At 59.0% G+C, this 18,367-nt stretch carries 17 protein-coding genes; 10 read left to right on the top strand and 7 right to left on the bottom strand.

Features of this window, described 5'->3' with window-relative positions; genetic code table 11:
- Positions 1-917 precede the first annotated feature (917 nt).
- Positions 918-1,790 (top strand): 4-hydroxy-tetrahydrodipicolinate synthase, encoded by an 873-nt coding sequence (dapA, locus tag SBC1_RS20305; RefSeq protein ID WP_165097650.1) that lies wholly within the window; start codon positions 918-920, stop codon positions 1,788-1,790.
- A gap of 173 nt (positions 1,791-1,963) precedes the next feature.
- Here the strand turns inward: dapA and SBC1_RS20300 are convergent, their stop codons facing one another.
- A complete protein-coding gene (locus tag SBC1_RS20300) occupies positions 1,964-3,094 on the bottom strand; it encodes an FAD-dependent monooxygenase (RefSeq protein WP_165097671.1) in 1,131 nt (376 codons plus the stop codon).
- A gap of 228 nt (positions 3,095-3,322) precedes the next feature.
- Here SBC1_RS20300 and SBC1_RS20295 point away from each other — a divergent pair, with 228 nt between their 5' ends.
- The 5 genes from SBC1_RS20295 (at position 3,323) to SBC1_RS20275 (ending at position 8,994) form a co-directional block, all read left to right on the top strand.
- Entirely contained in the window at positions 3,323-3,619 is a 297-nt protein-coding gene (locus SBC1_RS20295; RefSeq protein ID WP_241202142.1) for a hypothetical protein, read from the top strand.
- Positions 3,620-3,728: 109 nt separating this feature from the next.
- Positions 3,729-4,865, top strand: a complete 1,137-nt coding sequence (locus SBC1_RS20290) for an NAD(P)/FAD-dependent oxidoreductase (protein ID WP_165097677.1) — start codon at positions 3,729-3,731, stop codon at positions 4,863-4,865.
- A 280-nt stretch (positions 4,866-5,145) separates the two neighbouring features.
- Complete coding sequence (locus tag SBC1_RS20285) at positions 5,146-6,789, top strand: acyl-CoA synthetase (protein WP_165097680.1); 1,644 nt, start codon at positions 5,146-5,148, stop codon at positions 6,787-6,789.
- An 11-nt stretch (positions 6,790-6,800) separates the two neighbouring features.
- Positions 6,801-7,604: an enoyl-CoA hydratase gene (locus SBC1_RS20280; protein WP_165097683.1), complete on the top strand. Its 804-nt coding sequence runs from the start codon at positions 6,801-6,803 to the stop codon at positions 7,602-7,604.
- A 622-nt stretch (positions 7,605-8,226) separates the two neighbouring features.
- Positions 8,227-8,994 (top strand): hypothetical protein, encoded by a 768-nt coding sequence (locus tag SBC1_RS20275; protein WP_165988994.1) that lies wholly within the window; start codon positions 8,227-8,229, stop codon positions 8,992-8,994.
- A 152-nt stretch (positions 8,995-9,146) separates the two neighbouring features.
- On the opposite strand, the gene SBC1_RS20270 is transcribed toward SBC1_RS20275, so the two are convergent.
- Complete coding sequence (locus SBC1_RS20270; protein WP_165097709.1) at positions 9,147-9,608, bottom strand: lipocalin-like domain-containing protein; 462 nt, start codon at positions 9,606-9,608, stop codon at positions 9,147-9,149.
- Between the two features lie 332 nt (positions 9,609-9,940).
- Complete coding sequence (locus tag SBC1_RS20265) at positions 9,941-10,840, bottom strand: DMT family transporter (protein ID WP_165097739.1); 900 nt, start codon at positions 10,838-10,840, stop codon at positions 9,941-9,943.
- Between the two features lie 157 nt (positions 10,841-10,997).
- On the opposite strand from SBC1_RS20265, the gene SBC1_RS20260 reads away from it, so the two are divergent.
- Positions 10,998-11,915: a helix-turn-helix domain-containing protein gene (locus SBC1_RS20260; RefSeq protein ID WP_165097743.1), complete on the top strand. Its 918-nt coding sequence runs from the start codon at positions 10,998-11,000 to the stop codon at positions 11,913-11,915.
- 114 nt (positions 11,916-12,029) lie between these two features.
- Here the strand turns inward: SBC1_RS20260 and SBC1_RS20255 are convergent, their stop codons facing one another.
- On the bottom strand, positions 12,030-13,442 hold the full coding sequence (locus SBC1_RS20255; protein ID WP_165097746.1) for a PLP-dependent aminotransferase family protein: 1,413 nt from the start codon (positions 13,440-13,442) through the stop codon (positions 12,030-12,032).
- A 123-nt stretch (positions 13,443-13,565) separates the two neighbouring features.
- Here SBC1_RS20255 and SBC1_RS20250 point away from each other — a divergent pair, with 123 nt between their 5' ends.
- From SBC1_RS20250 to SBC1_RS20240, 3 genes are read left to right on the top strand one after another with little or no spacing between them, the layout of a single operon-like run.
- Entirely contained in the window at positions 13,566-14,024 is a 459-nt protein-coding gene (locus SBC1_RS20250; RefSeq protein ID WP_165097749.1) for a GNAT family N-acetyltransferase, read from the top strand.
- Positions 14,021-14,665: an FMN-dependent NADH-azoreductase gene (locus SBC1_RS20245; protein WP_165097754.1), complete on the top strand. Its 645-nt coding sequence runs from the start codon at positions 14,021-14,023 to the stop codon at positions 14,663-14,665. Before SBC1_RS20250 ends, SBC1_RS20245 begins: the two co-directional genes overlap by 4 nt.
- Positions 14,666-14,721: 56 nt before the next feature.
- Positions 14,722-15,153 (top strand): carboxymuconolactone decarboxylase family protein, encoded by a 432-nt coding sequence (locus tag SBC1_RS20240; protein WP_165097757.1) that lies wholly within the window; start codon positions 14,722-14,724, stop codon positions 15,151-15,153.
- A 325-nt stretch (positions 15,154-15,478) separates the two neighbouring features.
- Here the strand turns inward: SBC1_RS20240 and SBC1_RS20235 are convergent, their stop codons facing one another.
- The 3 genes from SBC1_RS20235 to SBC1_RS20225 all read right to left on the bottom strand — a co-directional run bounded on the left by SBC1_RS20235 (position 15,479) and on the right by SBC1_RS20225 (position 18,261).
- Positions 15,479-16,786: an MFS transporter gene (locus SBC1_RS20235; protein WP_165097760.1), complete on the bottom strand. Its 1,308-nt coding sequence runs from the start codon at positions 16,784-16,786 to the stop codon at positions 15,479-15,481.
- Positions 16,787-17,020: 234 nt separating this feature from the next.
- Positions 17,021-17,338 carry an enoyl-CoA hydratase/isomerase family protein gene (locus SBC1_RS20230; protein ID WP_241202143.1) on the bottom strand — a complete coding sequence of 106 codons (318 nt, stop codon included), beginning with the start codon at positions 17,336-17,338 and terminating at the stop codon, positions 17,021-17,023.
- 29 nt (positions 17,339-17,367) lie between these two features.
- Complete coding sequence (locus SBC1_RS20225; protein ID WP_165097764.1) at positions 17,368-18,261, bottom strand: alpha/beta hydrolase; 894 nt, start codon at positions 18,259-18,261, stop codon at positions 17,368-17,370.
- Positions 18,262-18,367: the final 106 nt, after the last annotated feature.

Below are 18,367 nucleotides of genomic sequence, written 5' to 3'. Positions count from 1 at the left end.
AAGCACGAAGTATCAACGGTGTTTCTGCCTCCGGGATGTCGCGCTTGACGCCACTTCCCTGATACGTGGGAAATGAGTATGCAAGGAAACCGTTCGAATTGACTGCGGGCGTCGAGGCGGGGCCGTGGCGGTCACTCGAACTCGCTGTTCCCGACGCCGAGCCGGACGGAGTAGCCGCGCGTAAGTCCCAAAAGCCGCCTTCAACAGTCGGTACCTGAACCAGGACGGCGTCGAGTACTGCGTGCATCAAATCGGCGTTGTACGGGTCTGCATTTAACTGCCTGGAGAGTGAATAGCGAGAGGCGACATGCTCGCAGGCGTTCGCCGACTGCTGGCTCGCCAACGAAATTTGCCGACTTTGGTCTGACTGAATGAGAAGCCAAATCACCCCGGCGAGCACCGAGCAGACCACTGCAACCAGCGCCCAAAGGAGCACCAGTTGGGTTGCAAATGATAGTCGCTTCATCGATGAGAAGGTCCTTGGCGAAATCGGCTGTCTTTAGCAAAGCCGTTTCGAAAAAGTGTTGGATGGTGCAACGTCACGCTTGAAGCACGTTTGGTGCCTAGACGCCTCCTGACGTCGTTCCCGCATCGAAGGACCGGGGCACCGGCGTCTGCGGGTAATGAATCTCCGCCGGACGACATGAGCGTTGTGTCCGCTAATCCGACACTCGTTGTCTGAAAAATCCCGCATTCTATACGCGCGAATTGCGTTTTTTAACAGGACGTTTACGCTTGATCCGATAGGCTTCGTTTGATCCAATTGAATGGAACTCGAAGCAAATCATCATGACGTTCGAAGAAGTCTTAACGAGCATTCACGCCCCGCAAGCATTGCGCACGGCAGCGGTTTCAAACGCTGTGAACCAACTGAATCCTTCGCCTGCAGCGGATCGCCGCGGGCAGCGGAGGTGAGCATGGTGTCTGGAATATGGTTGCCTATTGTCACGCCGTTCAAGGACGGACAAGTTGACGTCGACGCGCTCCAGCGCCTTGCCGAGCGCTATATGAGCCAGGAGATCAGCGGGTTCGTCGCGCTAGGAACGACCGGCGAGGCGGCGTTGCTCGATCACAGCGAGCGGCATAAAGTCCTGCGCTCCTTGTTCGAGGTGATCGGCACGCGCCTGACGGTGGTAGTCGGTGTTGGCGGTATCAATACGCGCGACATGGTGCAGGAAATCCGCGAACTGGATCGCTGGGATGTCGGCGGATATCTGGTCTCCGCGCCTGCCTACATTTGCCCCGATCAAAACGGGATTCGCTGGCACTTCGACGAAGTTTCGCGCGTCACCGAACGGCCCATTATTTTGTACGACGTGCCGCATCGCACCGGCGTGTGCATCGAGACAGGCACGGTTGAGCGTCTTATCGAACGTGCGAATATTGTCGCCATCAAGGCGTGCGTGCCCGCGACTTTCCAAAAGCTCTGCCAATTGCCGATCAGCGTACTGTGCGGCAACGACGATGCCTATGTCGACTGCCTGATCGCGGGCGGATCGGGCGGCATCCTGACGAGCGCCCATCTTTTCGCCGATATTCTTGCCGAGATCCACGAACGGGTTTTATCGGCGAGAACGGACGATGCTGTTGTGTTTTTCGAAGCGCTCAAGCCGGTTATCAAGCTCTTGTTCAGCGCGCCCAATCCAGCTGGCGTGAAAGCAGCACTTGCGATAGACAGCTTGATCGGAAGCGAGACGCGCTTGCCGATCATGGAAGCGTCGGCCACGCTCAAAGAGCAGCTCCGGATCGCGCTCGATGCCTGCAGCCGGCAGATCGCGGTCATGGCCTGAACGCGGCCTTTCCCCTTCTAAATATCCGATGTCTGTGCGTGCCCGGTGGAAGCTTCGACCGAGCGGCAAGCGGTTTTGAGGCGCGATCAGCATCGTCGAAAAAATCATGTCGGCCCGACTAACTCTGTTCGCCGAATTGCATGGAGATCTTGACGGTGTGACGCATGCGAACGCTATTCGACCTCTTTCAGTAAATCTCTCAAGTCGATACCGTTCTTGGCCGCGGTCATCAAATCATCCGGTGTCGGGCCCTCGCGCGTGAGATCGACGAGTCCCTGATTGAGATTCACATAGGGCCGCATGCGGTGCTCGTAGGCGGCAAAAGCTTGCGCCTGATTGTCCCGGTTTCGCACCAGCTCGCGAACCAGTACAAAAGCACCGACTAACGCCAGGCTTGTGCCTTGACCCGAGAACGGCGATGCGCAGTGCGCGGCGTCACCGGCAAGTACGACCCGGCCTTTCGACCACAGTGGCATGCGGATCTGCGCGAGCTCGTTGAAGTAAAACTGATCGGCCGTGTTCATTGCATTGATGAACTGAGGAAATGCGCCCTTCAGGTGAGCGCATTTCGCTGCCACCATGCGCTTTTGTGCTTCCGTATTGCTTCGGGAGACCGCGGACGCGGGTGCCGCGAAACCGACTCCAATTCGTAGTTCGCTCTTGTCGTGGCTTGGGTAGATGATGTAGCCGATACCGTCCTGGCGATGCCCGAGTTGCCAATCCTTTAGATCGATCAGGTTGGGGGTTGAAAAAAGAGCGAGAACCGTGCCTAACGGAAAGACAGACGAGGACTCATCGGCGAAACACTTCGTGCGGACGTTGGAGTAGATTCCGTCAGCGCCAATCAACAGATCGAACTCCCTGTTCAGACCCGATCCGAATGTCACCGCCACGCCATCACCGCGATCCTCCATTGCAGCAATGCTGTCGCCGTAGATGAATTCGACCCGATCGCTCATTGCGCCCATCAGAAGCTCGCAAAGATCGTCGCGAAAGAGTTCAATGTCTTCGCTGTCGAGCCGGCCAGCACTGAAGGTGCGTTCTTCGGTGCGATGGACCTCGTTGCCGTCGGCGTCGAGCATAGACATGCCCTTAAGCTGCGTGCGCAATGCGCGGGCGTCGTCGAGCAATCCCATAGCGTTGATGACATCCAGCGCGACACCCCGAATGTCAATGGCTTGCCCGCCCCGGCGAAATGCCGGGGAGAGCTCGACCAGCGTGGTCGTAAATCCCGCGCGATCCAGCCAGTAAGCCGCTGCCAGACCGGCGACTCCCGCACCGGAGATCAATACGTTTCCGTTCATTGTGAGCCTCCTCGATGAGCTATGCTCATGCTTGAAACGCGCGTTCCGCCGCCGCGATACAGGCATTAAATTATATGAGAAATCAAACGCTTAACCGAAGACATCCCCCAAGTGCCGTCTCTACATAAGGTCGAACTGTCTGGCGCTATTTGCGGTTAATAACGCAATCATATGATGAGAATTTTTCCGCGCTGCACACCTCTAAGTTGTAGCAAGCGGAATATGGAAATGGACTACGCATCAATTCAACCTGCATTGACCACCCTGCTGCGCAATCGGCCACCCGGCACTACTGCCGACATTAACAACGAGACGGTTGCGTATTGGGACGGCCATCAGGTCAGGGGCATTCACTTGCGGCATGACAAGAGCGGCCGGCCAGAAGGAGTTTTCGACTTCGACGAGCGCACGTTCAATCGACTGCACGCGGACCTGGTTGCGTGGATGGCTGCGCCTCGTTATACGGAACGCCCTGAACTCGTGGAGTGGCTGAAGGACGCTCCCCCATTCAACGCGGACGCTTGACAGCAACCTGTCCCGGATCGTGCAGTGCGTGCTCGCTTGCCCGCTGATATGCTTGGTTTTGTGCGTCGAGTTTGTTGCGTTGCGAGAATCAGACCTCGTGAGGGCGCGGATGGAACAGCAGGTAGACACGCTGGTGATAGGCGCTGGGCCTGCAGGCCTCGCGGTTGCTGCATGTCTGAAGAAGCGGGGAGCATCGTGCATCATTGTGGACCGCGCAACCGAGGTTGGTTCGAGCTGGCGCCGTCACTATGACCGCCTGCACCTTCATTCCGACCGGGACCGTTCGACCCTGCCTTATCTTTCGTTTCCCGCTGGAACGCCGCGTTATCCGTCGCGCGAACAGGTGATTGAGTATCTCGAACACTATGCGCGGCATTTCGAGCTGGAACCGCGCTTCAACGAGGAGGTCAGAGCCGTTCGACCACACGATCCCGGATGGATTGCGACTACAACAGGCGGCGTCTATCATTCGCGGCAAGTGGTCGTAGCCACCGGCTACAACGCCGTTCCTTACGTGCCACGGTGGCGTGGCCAGGAGCGCTTCCGCGGCCGCATCTTGCATAGCAGCGAGTACCGCAGTGGCGAATCATTCCGCGGCCAGAGCGTTCTTGTCGTCGGCTTGGGCAACAGTGGCGGAGAGATTGCGATCGATCTCCACGAACACGGCGCGCGAGTGGCAATGGCGGTGCGCGGGCCGGTGAACATTGTTCCTCGCGAGATCCTCGGTGTCCCCATACTCGCTATCTCTATCGCGTTGAACCGGCTTCCTGCCCGATTCGCTGACGCGCTGGCTGCACCACTTGTGCGGCTCACTATTGGAGACATTACCAAGCTGGGTTTCCGCAAGCTCGCGATGGGCCCCTTTACGCAAATCAAGGCGACGACACGAATCCCGCTCATCGACATCGGTACAGTCAAACTGGTCCGCGAAGGCCACATTGAGGTGCTTGGGGATATCCGCGAGATGGACGGAACCAACGTGATATTTGATGACGAGCGTTCGCAGCGCTTCGATGCAATCGTTGCCGCGACGGGGTATCGCCCAGGAAGTGATTGTTTTATGAAGCAGCAGAGCGACATCCTCGACGTGGATCAAAGGCCGCCGCCGGGCGGTGGGGAGAAAATCTCCGGGCTGCATTACTGTGGGTTTGTCGTCTCGCCGATCGGTATGTTGCACGAAATCGGAATCGAGGCGCAACGAGTTGCAGACGAAATCACGCGCGTCGTGCACCACGCGGTGGTTTGAGGCTTCGCGTGGCGGGGTTAAGAGGCAAGTTCGCGTGGCTGCGCTTCCTTGTGTTCTCCCGGAAGGCATGCATCCGTCGCCCTTGTTTTAGCCCTTGTTTTAGCCATTTTCTTAGCTGTTGCATGCGCTGGTGGAGGCTTGCGCGCCACAGATATCAAGAGAGCGCTGTGCTGATGTCCGTCAATCGCGCGTAATATCGAGTGCGAAGGGTGGGGGGCGAACTTCGCCATTCGAACCGTCCTGCGAAAAATCGAAGGTCGAACGGGACAACGGAGATGCGATGAGCAACGACAAGTACGAAGAGGGATTGAACAAAACCGCTGCCAACTACGCAGCCCTGACACCGTTGACCTTCATCGAACGTGCGGCGTCGGTATATCCCACGATGCCCGCCATTTCGCACGGCGCGGTGCAGCGTGACTGGGCGCAGACCTATGCACGCACACGGCGTCTAGCCTCCGCGTTGAGCGCCAGAGGCATCGGCATTGGCGATACGGTCGCTGCAATGCTGCCCAATATTCCCGAGATGGTCGAGGCTCATTTCGGTGTCCCGATGATTGGCGCGGTACTCAATACGCTCAATACGCGACTCGATGCAAACACGCTCGCGTTCATGCTGAATCATGGCGAAGCAAAAGCGGTGCTGGTTGATCGGGAATTCTCCGCCGTGATGCGCGAGGCGATCGCGAATGTAGACCAGCCGATTCTCGTCATCGACGTTGACGATTCCGAATATACCGGACCGGGCGAGCGTATCGGTGAACTCGATTATGAAGCGCTGCTGGCGAGCGGCGATCCGGAATTCGAATGGGCGCCTCCATCCGATGAGTGGAATGCGATCTGCCTGAACTACACATCGGGGACAACGGGACGTCCGAAGGGCGTCGTGTATCACCATCGCGGGGCGTACGCCAACGCGGTCAGCAACATCCTTGAATGGGATATGCCAAAACACGCGGTGTACCTGTGGACACTGCCGATGTTCCACTGCAATGGCTGGTGCTTCCCCTGGACCGTGGCCGCGCGGGCGGGCGTCAATGTGTGCTTGCGCAAGGTCGATGCGAAAACGATCTTCGATCTGATTCGCCGCGAGCGAGTGACGCACTATTGCGGCGCGCCGATCGTACAGAACCTGCTGGTCAATGCTCCCGACGAAATGAAAACCGGGATAACGCACCGTGTCCACGCAATGGTGGCCGGCGCGGCGCCGCCTGCGGCAATGATCGAAGGCATGGAGCGGCTCGGGTTCGAGCTGACGCATGTGTACGGTTTGACTGAGGTGTATGGCCCGGCGACCGTGTGTGCGCAGCAAGCTCAATGGAGCACGCTCGAGATAGGTGAACGCGCGGCCCTGAATGCGCGGCAGGGCGTGCGCTATCACTTGCAGGATGCCGTGACGGTACGCGATCCTCTGACCATGCAGGAAGTGCCGGCGGATGGAGAGACAATCGGCGAAATCATGTTTCGCGGCAACATCATGATGAAGGGCTACCTGAAGAACCCGGCCGCAACACAGGAAGCGTTTCGCGGTGGCTGGTTTCACACCGGGGACCTGGCAGTCGCCAATCCGGATGGCTATGTCCGGATCAAGGACCGCAGCAAGGACATCATCATTTCGGGTGGCGAAAATATTTCAAGCATCGAAATTGAAGATGTGCTGTATCGCCATCCAGCGGTACTCGCGGTGGCCGTTGTAGCGAAGCCGGACCTTCGTTGGGGCGAGACGCCTTGCGCTTTCGTCGAATTGAAGGCGGGCGCAACCGTAAGCGCTGCGGAATTGGTCGCGCATTGCAAAGCGCATCTCGCCAGTTTCAAGGTGCCACGCGCGGTGGAGTTCTGCGAGTTGCCGAAGACATCGACCGGCAAGATCCAGAAGTTCGAACTGCGCAAGCGCGCCGGGTCGGTCTCGGCCATCGACGTATGACGGAGGCGAGCATGAACGAAAACGCAAGTTTGGAACCACTGTTGGTTATTGATCAGGATATCTACGGAATTCCTGGCGCAGTGCAAATAACGTTGAACCGACCCGACGCATTTAACGCATTGTCCGAGGCATTGATCGACGCGCTGCAAAGCAACTTGGACGAAGTGGCTGCATCGGATGCGCGCGTCGTTGTGCTTGCAGGCGCGGGCCGGGCGTTTTGCGCGGGCCACGATCTGAAAGAGATGCGCGCCAAACCGTCGCTTGAGTATTACCAGGCACTGTTTGCTCGCTGCTCGCAGATGATGTTGACCATCCAGCGCATGCCGCAGCCTGTGATCGCACGCGTGCACGGGATCGCCACTGCCGCGGGTTGCCAACTGGTCGCAATGTGTGATCTGGCGGTGGCCGCGAGCGATGCTCGCTTCGCCGTGTCCGGGGTTAATCTGGGATTGTTCTGCTCGACACCCAGTGTGCCGCTGTCGCGCAATCTGTCTCGCAAGGCTGCATTTGAAATGCTGGTGACCGGCGACTTTATCGATGCACAAACTGCGTGTGAGCGTGGCCTCGTGAATCGAGTCGCCGCGCCCGAACGGCTGGACGAAGCCATTCGTGCGCTCGTGGCGAGTATCGCCGAGAAGCCGCGTGTAGCGATTGCCGCTGGCAAGAGTCTCTTCTACCGGCAACTGGAGGCGGGCATCGATGCGGCGTACCAACTGGCCGGGGACGCGATGGCGCGCAACATGCTGGACGACGCAGCTCTCGAGGGAACCGAGGCGTTCATTCAGAAGCGCACGCCTCGCTGGCGTGAAACGTGAGGTGGCGGACGCAATTGTTCACGAGTTGGCAGTTACCCGCGGCTTGATATGCCCCACGCGGCGTGTGCAAATCACTCGTTTCACGACAATCTTTTAACAAGGAAATCACACCCGCCACGACGGGAGCAGATGCGCTCCATTGATTGAGAGCGGTACACGCTATCAGGAGTTATGTGCGGTTGCGCACTAACTTCATACAAGAGGTATGGAGCCCTTGCGATTTCTACATGGACTTCTGCGCATTTCCGCCTACGATTTAGAGCGAGATCAGCCCGGTTGTAGGAGGAAAGTCCCATGCGATTAATGCTGGCGATTGTTCTGGCGGTTGCAAGCGTCTCGACAAGCACCGTGGTGTTTGGGCACGGAACAAATAAATCGATGTCTTCCCAACCGCAAACTGATGTGCAAGGTGCCCCGGCCATTCCCGCACCTTTTCAGCAGGCGACGCCTGGCCCGCAGAATGGGTCATCACCGGATCAACAGTCGAGCGGACCATCTGCCGCTTCGGTATGCGCGATTCAGAATGTTGGCGCTTGCCAAGTACCCCCATCCACCATTCCCGTCGGCGTGAAATGCTTCTGTGATACTCCGACTGGCCGCTTTTTTGGGGTATCGCAATAGTATGAGAGCCCTTCAACCTCAAACCGTATCAAATCTTTGGCGACTTTCTCTGCCCATGGCGCTTATCACATGCCTGGTATCAGTGTTCGTTCTGCTAGTGGAACTGAGAGCTCCGGGTGGCGCAACCACGGCCGTCAGTCTTGATGAGTCGAAAAAAATGGAGGACTGCCGCGCATATACGATGCAGCTGCTAAAACCGGATAAGACCGATGTCGCACTCTTGTATCAGGTATCTGATCTTTGCTACACGGAGGTAAGGCGCGAATATCTCCTGGGCAACTTTAATATCCATCGATACGACGTTGTGAAGCAAAACTTCCAGACGCTCGTCGTGATGTGGATGGTCGTAACAATAACAATGTCGGGCGTGTTTCTGGCCGGTATGCAACTGCTCGCGGCCTACCGGTTGGCGTCAGCAGGTCAGGGTCAGCTAGCGGAAAATAGCGACCTTAGTCTTGAGAGGGGGAAGGTTTCGTTAAAGTCATCTGTCACCGGCCTGATGATCCTTACCGTATCGCTGGCTTTTTTCATCGTCTACGTTAAGTGGGTGTACACGCTGACGCCGGATCAATCATTTGGTGACGCTGGAAGCGCCGCTGCGCCGAATCCGCCTGCGTTTGCGCCCTCGACGCTCAAGATGCTACCCGGCATTGGGCATGCGGTAGATGCGGAGACAACGTTGTCTGCGCCGACGGTTCCCGCATCCGGTGCAGCAGGCGTGTCAGGGCCAGTCGTATTGCCATCAGTCGTGCACGGTGTTGCTCACTGACGGCAATTTCCCGACAGCTTCGACCCTCACTTAACCCAACTGCGGAAAGCACACTCGCAAACGAGCGCACCAGCCTGCGGCAAGTGGGCGGAGAATGGCCGTCCCCTCGTCCGTGTTGAGATTAGATTTAGCTGGCGCAACAGCGAACGCGTCTACTCGACTTTAATCCAGACCAATACAGCTGAGGTGTCCTTGCCGGACAACGGGTCCTTCGCAGGCAGCGTTCTTATGTACAAGGCGTTGCCGTCAATTTTGAACTGACGTACTTGAGTCGTCCCTGTCCACGCCTGATTCCACGATGCGTCGATATGGTGGCTAACCTTGTCGCCCTCAATACTGTAAGTGCCCGCGTATGCGATAAACCCACTGTAGAGTTCGACGCGCTCCGCGTCCGTTGGAACGAGTGTGTCGGGCACCTTTCGCCCCTCCTTAACGAGGAGGGCGCACATCCGGCCATCGGGCCCATAGCTGAGATAGCCGCTCGGGTGGGCGCCGAACATGTCAGTCTTCTGGCCGGTCTCCACATCTTCAGTCGTGAAGGACTGTAGCTTCCAGGTTCCGAGTTGCGGGCCGGTGCAGCTCTGCCGCTGTTGTCCGACAGCAGGGAGTTTCATCGAATTCCCCCTTTGACGAAATCTGCGCGTCACAAACGGGACGCCCTATGGCTTGAATACAGTCGAGCTTTTAGACGTCGCTGACTCCGGATTCCTGAATCCGATTCAGCGTTCTTTGATTCATCTGACACTACTGCCAATTATTTACCAGAGCAATCGACTGCGCATGACAGGAAGGTGTGCTCGCGGAAACTCCTGAGCTGGTTGCGCAGACTCCGAGATATTCTAGGCGGCACGATTGCTCGCTGCTAGAAGGCTGACTTGCTGCGTTGCCGGATCGAAAGTTTTCGGTTCAATTGCCACCGGTCTATCAGACTCCGCTATTAGCATGATCAGGAAGGCTGCACCCGTCGCGCAAAGATGCGCCGCGTCAAATCGAACGCCACCAGATTGCCGGCCACCACAAGCACGAGCCCAATCACCGACAATGCGGTCCACCGATAGCCTTCGAACACGGTCGACGCCGCCAGCGCCACGATCGGAAACAGCACGGTGCAGTAAGCGGCCCTCTCCGGCCCGATTCGCCCGACCAGCATCAGATACGCCGTAAAGCCGATCACCGAGCCGAACACGGCCAGATAGGCAAGCGCGCCCAGATAACGCGCGTCCGGCTCGATGGCGAAGGAAAAGCCAGCCAGCGCGCTTCCTATGGTCAATACGCTTGCGCCGATCAGCATGGCCCAGCTATTGGTGGCGAACGGGTGCAGACCCATCGATTGCATCCGGCTCGACAGCAGATTGCCGGCAGAGAAGCACAAGGTGCCAAGAAACGCGATCGCGAGGCCAAACCATACAGCGTGGTCGCCGAGATGTCCGGCCATCTGCTGAACGAACAGGCAGACAATGCCGACAAGTCCCAGCGCCGCGCCGGCAATCGCCGCGGGCTGCAAGGGGCGGCGCATGAACAGGCGTCCGTTGATCGAGTTCAAAAGCGGCGCGGTCGAAAATACCACCGCCACCAGTCCGCTCGGCACGACCTGTTCGGCGTAGTAAAAGCACAGAAAATTGACGCAGAACAGCGCCAGCCCCTGCGCGGCCAGATAGCGCCATGCGGCGCGCGGCGGCCAGATCGGACGGCGCATGAGGCGTAGCAGAGCGAACAGCACCAGCGCGGCGATCCAGAACCGCCACGCAATTGATACCGGCGGCGGCACCGATCCAAGCTGCCATTTGATCGCAATCCAGGTGGTGCCCCAGATCAGAACGGTGACGGCATAGAGCAACATATTCATGGCACGGCCTGCAGCATAAAAACGGGAATTCAACTATGCAGCAACCAGCCCGGGCGCACTTGTCCAGGATTGCGCACTTCTTGGCGGCGCCAAACCGTTGCTCATGGCTCCCCCTATACTGACGGTTAACCAGTCATCAGATGCATCCCGCTCGTCCATGAACGCCAAGCCGCCTGCCCCTGTGAGGGATTCCACCGAAACGCCGTTCGGCCTTCATTCGGTCTGTCACACGCTGCACAACGCCAACGCGAGTCTGGAACGATTTGCGTGGCTTGGCGATCAATTGGCCATCGCGGTGTGGACGCGCGACATCGAGGAAGCCGAGACCGTCTATGACCAGCCGGGCCACCACACACTCTCGTGTTATCTGGACGGCGGCTATCGTACCGAACGTCAGAAAATGCCCGGTCGCTACGGCGCACCGGCGCGTCTTTGCGCGCTGCCCGGCGACCACGAATCGCGCTGGTGGGTTCGCGGACACATGCATTTCATGCATCTGTACTTCCTGCCCGAACACTTCACGCAACGCGCGGTGCAGGAACTCGATCGCGAACCACGCGAATTGACGCTCGCTGATCGCACCTATTTCGAAGACGCCCGTATCGCGAGCCTCTGTCAAACACTCGCCAATGAAAACTGGCAGGACCCGGACGGCCTGCTGCGTACCAATGAAACCGCGCATCAGGTGTTGAGTCTGCTGCTGCGCGCACAAGGCGTGCGCCGGACCGATGCATCGCTGACGGGCGGGTTGTCGGTTGCGACGCGGCGGCGCCTGCGCGAGTACATCGAAAACCATCTCGGGCAGACACTCACACTCGGCGAACTGGCGGGGGTTGCTGCGCTATCGGAATTTCACCTCGCCCGCATGTTTCGTGTGTCGTTCGGATTGCCGCCCGCTGCGTGGATCGCGCAACAGCGGCTCGAACGCGCGCGCACGCTGCTGCGTACCACGGCGCTGCCGCTCGCGCAGGTCGCCGCACAATGCGGCTATGCGAACGCCAGCCATTTCAGCCACCGTTTTCGCGAAAGCGTCGGTGTCGCGCCGACCGCATTCCGACAGGCCGTCGGTGCCTGATAGCTGCTGCCGGTGGGTTGTCTCGCAGGACAGAGGATCCGTGAGGTTCGGAATTGAGAGGGCGCCGTACACAAAAAAGGGCCGCAGCGAACCCTTCGTCATCTACGCTATCCGTCAGAAAGCGCGAAGGAGAGTCCGAGACAATGCGCTAGCTTCTTCGGTGGACCTGACATTGGTGAATCCAGTCAACAGTCCTCGTTGCGATGTTGCTCCGGCATACCAGGTCGACAACGCCTGCACCGCTAATCCAAGGCTTCGCGCGCGCAACGCAATTGCATGATCGTCCGATCCGTTTTCGAGCATCGCAAGAAGATGCATGCCGCCGGCTTGCAGATGAATTTGCGCGCGCGTACCCAATGCGGCACCCAGCGCATCCGCAAGCGTCGCGCGGCGATCCGCGTAGACGCTGCGCATTTTAGTAATATGCCGCGCGAAATAACCCTCTTCGATAAACCCTGCCAGGGTCGCCTGAAGCAAACGCGGACACTGATTCTGCATTCGATCAGCGGTTTCAATGAAGCGGGCTACCTGCTCTTGCGGCACGACCAAATACGATAGACGCAACCCCGGCGCGAGCACCTTGCTGAAGGTTCCCGTGTACAGCACTCTCCCTGACCCGCCTGTATCAAGACTTTTCAACGCGGGAAGCGGCCGCCCTCGATACCGGTATTCACTGTCGTAATCGTCTTCAATGATCCAGTGGTCGCCCGCTCGGGCCCAATCCAGCAACGCGTATCTGCGCGACAGGGATAACGACACGCCCAGCGGACTTTGGTGACTGGGAGTAACCAGCGCAAAACGCGCATTCGCGTCCATTTTGATGCCGGCCTCGACATCCAGACCGTCGTGATCGACTGGAATCGCCAGCAATTTCATTCCCGCACTGCTCAGGAAGCGCCGCGCCATGAGATAGCCGGGATCTTCAAACCAGCATGCGTCGCCACTGCGTAATACCGCGCGACAGATCAGGTCCAGACTGGCGCGATATCCGGCAGAAATAAAAACCTGATCCGGCGAGCAGGCAACGCCGCGCGATATCCCCAAGTACCCGGCAATGGCGGCGCGCAGCGGCGCATGACCCTGGGGATCGGGATAAATCAGATCCTGAAGACCACTCTGGCGCATCTCACGCGCCGCCAGGCGGTTCCAGACCTTGCTTGGGAAAGCATCCAGTGCGGGAAGGCCCATCTGCAAAGGCAGCGGCATCGAGCCGGTATGTGCTGACCACGGCATGGTCTCCGACACGACGCTGGCCTGCCCGGCCGACTCAGGCAACTTGATCTGTGGTGAGACCACGGTACCGGCCGGCCCACGGGCGATCAGATAGCCTTCGCCAATCAAAATCTGATAAGCCGATTCAACGGTACCGCGTGCCAGATTCAGTTCCGACGCCAGTCCCCGCACCGATGGCACGCGGTCTCCCGGTCGCAACACCCCGTCCGCGATGGATTGGCGAATGCGCAGATATATCTGACGATAAATCGGGCCGTCTGTCGCGGCATCGATGGGGCCGAATGGCAAAGTCATGTCGCACTCGTCATGTTCTTATTCGTCATGTCCTACTCAAATTCACGATTCTTGGCTCTGTAGTGTATGACATCCATCGCTTAAAGTACGTCAACGATGACAAACAAAGAAAGAGGTACAGCGATGGCACCGACCATGAAACTTCGGGAGTTGGATAACCCCATGCTGCAGCGGGCAGGCTTCGCGCTGATGCGCGAACTGCGCCCTCATCTGACCGACGAGGCCGCGTTCGGCGAACAGATCGCGCGTCAGTACGCGCACGGATATCGGCTGCTTGGCGCTTACATGGATGAGCGGATCGCGGGCCTGATCGGTTATCGCCCAACGGAAAACCTGCTGTATGGGCGCTTCGTTTATGTCGACGATCTGGTCATAGACACAGGCGAGCGTCAGCAAGGTCTCGGCGCATTCCTGATCACGGCGGTGCGCAACGAAGCAACACGCCTGGGATGTCAGCATCTTGTCCTGGATACCGGCCTTCATATGGCACTGGCACAGCGCTTTTACTTCCGACAAGGCTTGTTGGCGCGCGGCATGCATTTTGTCCAGCCGTTGAACCAAGCGCAACAGGATGCGGCATGAACGACTTTTTATTCTTGAGCGCGAGCCCGAATCAACAAGCCTCGCATGCATACCGTTTCGCCGAAGCGCTGCTTGAAACGCTGCGCGAAAGACATCCGGCAATGAGCGTGAATCGACGCGACCTCGCGGCGAATCCACTGCCGCCGCTGAGTGCCGCATACGGGGCGGCGCTGACAAAACGCACTCCCCGCGATGACGCCGCCTTTCAGCAATCGGAGCAGTTAATCGATGAATTGGAGGGGAGCCGCCACCTGTTGATCGCCACGCCGATGCATAACTTCACCGTGCCGGCAACGCTGAAGTTGTGGATCGATCACGTGCTGCGGATTGGACGCTCTTTTTCGGCAGGTCCCGAAGGTAAGGTCGGCCTCCTGGCCGATCGTCCGACCTACATCATCGTGAGTTCCGGCGGAATTCACCAAGGGCCGCAAGCGCGACAACCTGATTTCCTGTCTGACTATTTGCGACATGCACTGCGGACAATCGGCATCAGTGACAGTCGCTTCATCTATCTGCAGGGGCTGGTCGGAGGTGAAGAGGCGGTGAGCGCCGCATTCTCCAGCGCGCGCCAGCAGTTATTGCAAACGCCACTCTTTGCCGGAAGTGAACCAGAGTCGATCGCGTCTGTGCCATTGGCGTGAATTTTTAGCTTCAAACTGTTTCGCCTTTTTTCCACTGCCTATTTCAGAGTCCTATCATGAGCCAACTTCGCCTTCCTTTTACGACACTATCTCCGGCTGCTTACCACGGTCTTCTGGCGACCAACAAGGCACTTTCCGAAAGCAGCCTTGGTCTGCCAATGATCGAATTGATCTATCTACGCATCTCGCAGATCAATGGTTGCGCGTTCTGTCTCGACAAACATTCATCGACGCTCCGTGATTCCGGTGTCGCGCAACGCAAGCTCGATCAACTCGCGGGTTGGCGTGTCAGCGAGCTGTTCGACGCACGGGAACGCGCTGCGCTCGCATGGGCAGAGACGTTGACGCACGTCGCCGAACAAGGTGCTCCCGACGAACGCTACGCCCCTCTGAAGGCACTCTTCTCCGATGCAGAAATCTCGGATTTGACATTGGCCATCGCGCTGATGAACGCTTTCAATCGTCTCGCTATCGGCATGCTGCTGTAGGGCGTTGCGAATACGAAGATTAGCGGTGTCGCAACCGCGCAGCTTGCTGTCGATTGCTAGGTTGTGTCGGGATAACGCCGGCAAGGAAGAAAGTTGCGTCATCAGTGGATCGGCTCATAAACTCAGCAGTACATACTTTTGGCAACAGGGCTGACGGCCATTCAGGGGAGTGACACGGTTTCGGCGCCGTCCCACGCCGCGGCCCTGCTGTTGACCACTGGAGCAACCGTCGTGTTCTGATCGATGGCTTGCCTTCAAGGCACGATCTCACAGACCGGATGATGCCCGTCGGATTGGCGACAAGCATCAATGCATGCGCGGCGGTTCAGGTTTCGAAGCGCTGTTCCTTGAACAGCATCAGCGCACAGAAGCTCACCGCACACGCCGGCGCCACATACCAGGCTGCGGACATGGGATCGCCGGTCCATTTGATCAATCCCGTCACAATGAATTGAGCGGTACCGCCGAACAAGGCGACGTGCAGCGCATGCGAAACGGCCATGCCGCTGGCGCGCACCCGCGCAGGAAGCGCTTCGAGCACAAGCAGGGCAACAGCGCCGGCGCCGAGCGCCACCATTGCGCTAATGAGGCCGACTCCACACAGGACAGGCAGCGCGCTGGTCGCACGGGTAATCATCAGAAAGACCGGATAGACCAGAAGCGCCGTGCATCCTGAAGCGAGGAGGGCCAGTGGCTTGCGGCGTGGCAGACGGTCCAAAAGACGGCCGGACAGCGGCGGAATGACGACCAGCAGCAGCGCAGACAACGCGGACGCCAGAAATCCAACGATGGCGGGCATGTGCATTACGCGAGTCGCATAGCTCGGCATGTAGTAGACGATAGCGTAGACCGGTATGGTTTGCCCCATCATCATCAGCATCGCCAGCAGGATCGTCGTCCCATGTTCGCGACGCAGTTCAGCGAGCGGTATGCCGGCATGTCTGGCGGTGTTGGCGGGAATCGGATTATCGCGAAGCCGTTGGCGAACATAGAGACCGACTGGCGCGATGAGCAGGCCGATCAGGAATGGGATCCGCCAGCCCCACGAGTTAAGAGAAGCCGGTGACATCGTGCTCGTGAGCAGCACGCCCAGGGTTGCACCCAGCAACGCGGCCGCGCCCTGGCTAGTGAGCTGCCAGCTCACCAGATAGCCGCGACGCGACACGGGGCCTGCCTCCATCACAAAGGTCGCGGCAACGCCGATGTCGCCGCCGACGGCAAAACCCTGCAACGATCGACCGGCGATGACAACGAGTGGCGCGATCACGCCTATGCTCGCAAAGGACGGGCACAGGCCGACCGCAACCGTCCCCAGGGCCATCATCCAGCTAGTCCTCGTCATTGCTGCGCGGCGTCCCACGCGGTCCGCGTAAGCGCCGATGATCATTGCGCCAAGAGGCCGCATGAAGAAGCCCACGCCGAATGTGCCGACGGCCCAGAGTAACGAGGTCATCGGATCTTTTGCCGGGAAGAACCGGTCTCCGATCACCACCGCGAAGAATCCGAACACGGTGAAATCGAACATTTCGAGGCCGGTCACGAGCGAAGCTGCAACAACGGTTTTGAGGAGCTCGCGGCGATTTTCTTGATTGCCGGACGGCTGGTCGCCTGTCGCGACGGGAAGCGTGAACATTCTTGTGTGAGGTCGTCGATCAATAACAGCGCATGAGTTTTACGTTGAAAACGCGTTCTCGCTGCGCGAAGCGTCGCACGATACCATGCTGATCGGCCGCGCGTGCATAGGTCTTGCTCAGGAGTCTGGCCTCTTGACACGCGACATTTGCAGCCTTGCCGGATGAGGATCTTTGCTAACGTTTGCGTCTGGACAAAGCGAATGACCAACGCGAGGGCAACGCCCCAATCCGTACTACATAGCGGTCGACGGGCAATGCCCGCCGCACTCCCGATGCTTGCTGCTAGTGCCCGTTGAAATCCTGTCGCCGAAGCGCGCACGCAGTTCGCGCACGCTCGCGTCGGGCCAGGTCATGATGTCGCCGCCGAACGAGAAGTTTTCGCCTTCGCTGCGCACGAGCACCGCACGCGCGTCGCTGCGCTCGATCGCCGTGACGGCCGCGGCCAGTTCGTCGACCATCTGGTCGTCGATGCGATTCTGCGGAGGGCGGTCAATGACGATTGTCGCGAGGCCGTCGTCGAAGCTGACAGTCAGACCAGTCAGGTGAGACATGGGGAAGTCCTTGGTCGTGAAAGTGATCGTTAGCCGAGGTGCTGCCTGAACCACTCGACTGCGGCTTCACTCGAAAGCCGGAATTGCGACAGATACGGATCGAAGTGGCCGCCTTCGATCGTCACGAGCCGCTTCGGCTGCAGCGCGCGTTCGTAGGCTGCGAGTTCGAGATCGGCCAGCGTGATCGTGTCGCGCATGGCGACCACCATCAGGAGCGGCGTCGGCGATACGCGCGTGATCCAGTGGCCGGGTTCATACATGCGCGCGGCGCGTGTCGAGCGGACCGTCACGTTGTTTTCCCACGCGTCGTCTGGCAGCGGTTGCAAATAGAAGTCGAGCGCGTCCTGCGCACGATACGACGCAGGGGTCGCGGGGTTGGCACTGACGACCGCCTGACGCCGGGGTGGCTCGCCGCGCAATTGTGCGCGATCGTCGTCGGCGAACGCTTCCTCGATCGCGGCAACGTTCTCCGGCGCAATGCGGCGCAGCCCCTGTTCGTAGCCGCTGATCGTTGGCACCTGCGCGACGACGCAGCGCAGGCGCCGGTCGGTTGCGCCTAGCACGATCGCATGGCCGCCAGCATAGCTCGTGCCCCAGAGGCCGATGCGAGCAGGATCGACGACGTCGAGACTTTCGAGAAAGCTGATGGCGCGTCGCCAGTCCGCGATCTGACGCCACGGATCGATGTCGTAGCGCGGCGTGCCTTCGCTCGCGCCGAAGCCCCGATGGTCGTGCAGCAGCACGACGAAGCCAGCTTCGGCGAACGCGCGCGCGAACGGTTCGAGCGCGTGCTCCTTCACGCCGGCGTAGCCGTGCGCCATGGTGATCGCGGGTCGCCGTCCTTCGCCGGGCGGAACGAAGAGCCAGCCGCGCAGCTTGACGCCGCCGTCCGCTTCGAATTCCACGTCGGTACGTTTTATCATTTCAATCTCCTGGATTTTGCATGGGCGCACTTGCATGGGCGCACGAGTCACGCGCCGCGATAGAAGAGGCGTGCGCCGAACTGCTCTTGCAGGACGCAGCGGCAAA

This window comes from Caballeronia sp. SBC1, from assembly GCF_011493005.1.
Classification (GTDB): domain Bacteria; phylum Pseudomonadota; class Gammaproteobacteria; order Burkholderiales; family Burkholderiaceae; genus Caballeronia.
The sequence above is the reverse complement of the archived record's forward strand: the minus strand, read 5'-3'. Positions and strand labels throughout refer to the sequence as shown.

What these genes read in the sequence shown, in the direction of transcription:
- SBC1_RS20300 (WP_165097671.1), bottom strand. Translation starts at nt 3,094, where the DNA reads ATGAACGGAAACGTATTGATCTCCGGTGCGGGAGTCGCCGGTCTGGCA.
- SBC1_RS20235 (WP_165097760.1), bottom strand. Translation starts at nt 16,786, where the DNA reads ATGTTCACGCTTCCCGTCGCGACAGGCGACCAGCCGTCCGGCAATCAA.
- SBC1_RS20230 (WP_241202143.1), bottom strand. Translation starts at nt 17,338, where the DNA reads ATGTCTCACCTGACTGGTCTGACTGTCAGCTTCGACGACGGCCTCGCG.
- SBC1_RS20285 (WP_165097680.1), top strand. Translation starts at nt 5,146, where the DNA reads ATGAGCAACGACAAGTACGAAGAGGGATTGAACAAAACCGCTGCCAAC.
- SBC1_RS20250 (WP_165097749.1), top strand. Translation starts at nt 13,566, where the DNA reads ATGGCACCGACCATGAAACTTCGGGAGTTGGATAACCCCATGCTGCAG.
- SBC1_RS20295 (WP_241202142.1), top strand. Translation starts at nt 3,323, where the DNA reads ATGGACTACGCATCAATTCAACCTGCATTGACCACCCTGCTGCGCAAT.
- SBC1_RS20240 (WP_165097757.1), top strand. Translation starts at nt 14,722, where the DNA reads ATGAGCCAACTTCGCCTTCCTTTTACGACACTATCTCCGGCTGCTTAC.
- SBC1_RS20265 (WP_165097739.1), bottom strand. Translation starts at nt 10,840, where the DNA reads ATGAATATGTTGCTCTATGCCGTCACCGTTCTGATCTGGGGCACCACC.
- SBC1_RS20270 (WP_165097709.1), bottom strand. Translation starts at nt 9,608, where the DNA reads ATGAAACTCCCTGCTGTCGGACAACAGCGGCAGAGCTGCACCGGCCCG.
- SBC1_RS20290 (WP_165097677.1), top strand. Translation starts at nt 3,729, where the DNA reads ATGGAACAGCAGGTAGACACGCTGGTGATAGGCGCTGGGCCTGCAGGC.
- SBC1_RS20255 (WP_165097746.1), bottom strand. Translation starts at nt 13,442, where the DNA reads ATGACTTTGCCATTCGGCCCCATCGATGCCGCGACAGACGGCCCGATT.
- SBC1_RS20280 (WP_165097683.1), top strand. Translation starts at nt 6,801, where the DNA reads ATGAACGAAAACGCAAGTTTGGAACCACTGTTGGTTATTGATCAGGAT.
- dapA (WP_165097650.1), top strand. Translation starts at nt 918, where the DNA reads ATGGTGTCTGGAATATGGTTGCCTATTGTCACGCCGTTCAAGGACGGA.
- SBC1_RS20225 (WP_165097764.1), bottom strand. Translation starts at nt 18,261, where the DNA reads ATGATAAAACGTACCGACGTGGAATTCGAAGCGGACGGCGGCGTCAAG.
- SBC1_RS20260 (WP_165097743.1), top strand. Translation starts at nt 10,998, where the DNA reads ATGAACGCCAAGCCGCCTGCCCCTGTGAGGGATTCCACCGAAACGCCG.
- SBC1_RS20245 (WP_165097754.1), top strand. Translation starts at nt 14,021, where the DNA reads ATGAACGACTTTTTATTCTTGAGCGCGAGCCCGAATCAACAAGCCTCG.
- SBC1_RS20275 (WP_165988994.1), top strand. Translation starts at nt 8,227, where the DNA reads ATGAGAGCCCTTCAACCTCAAACCGTATCAAATCTTTGGCGACTTTCT.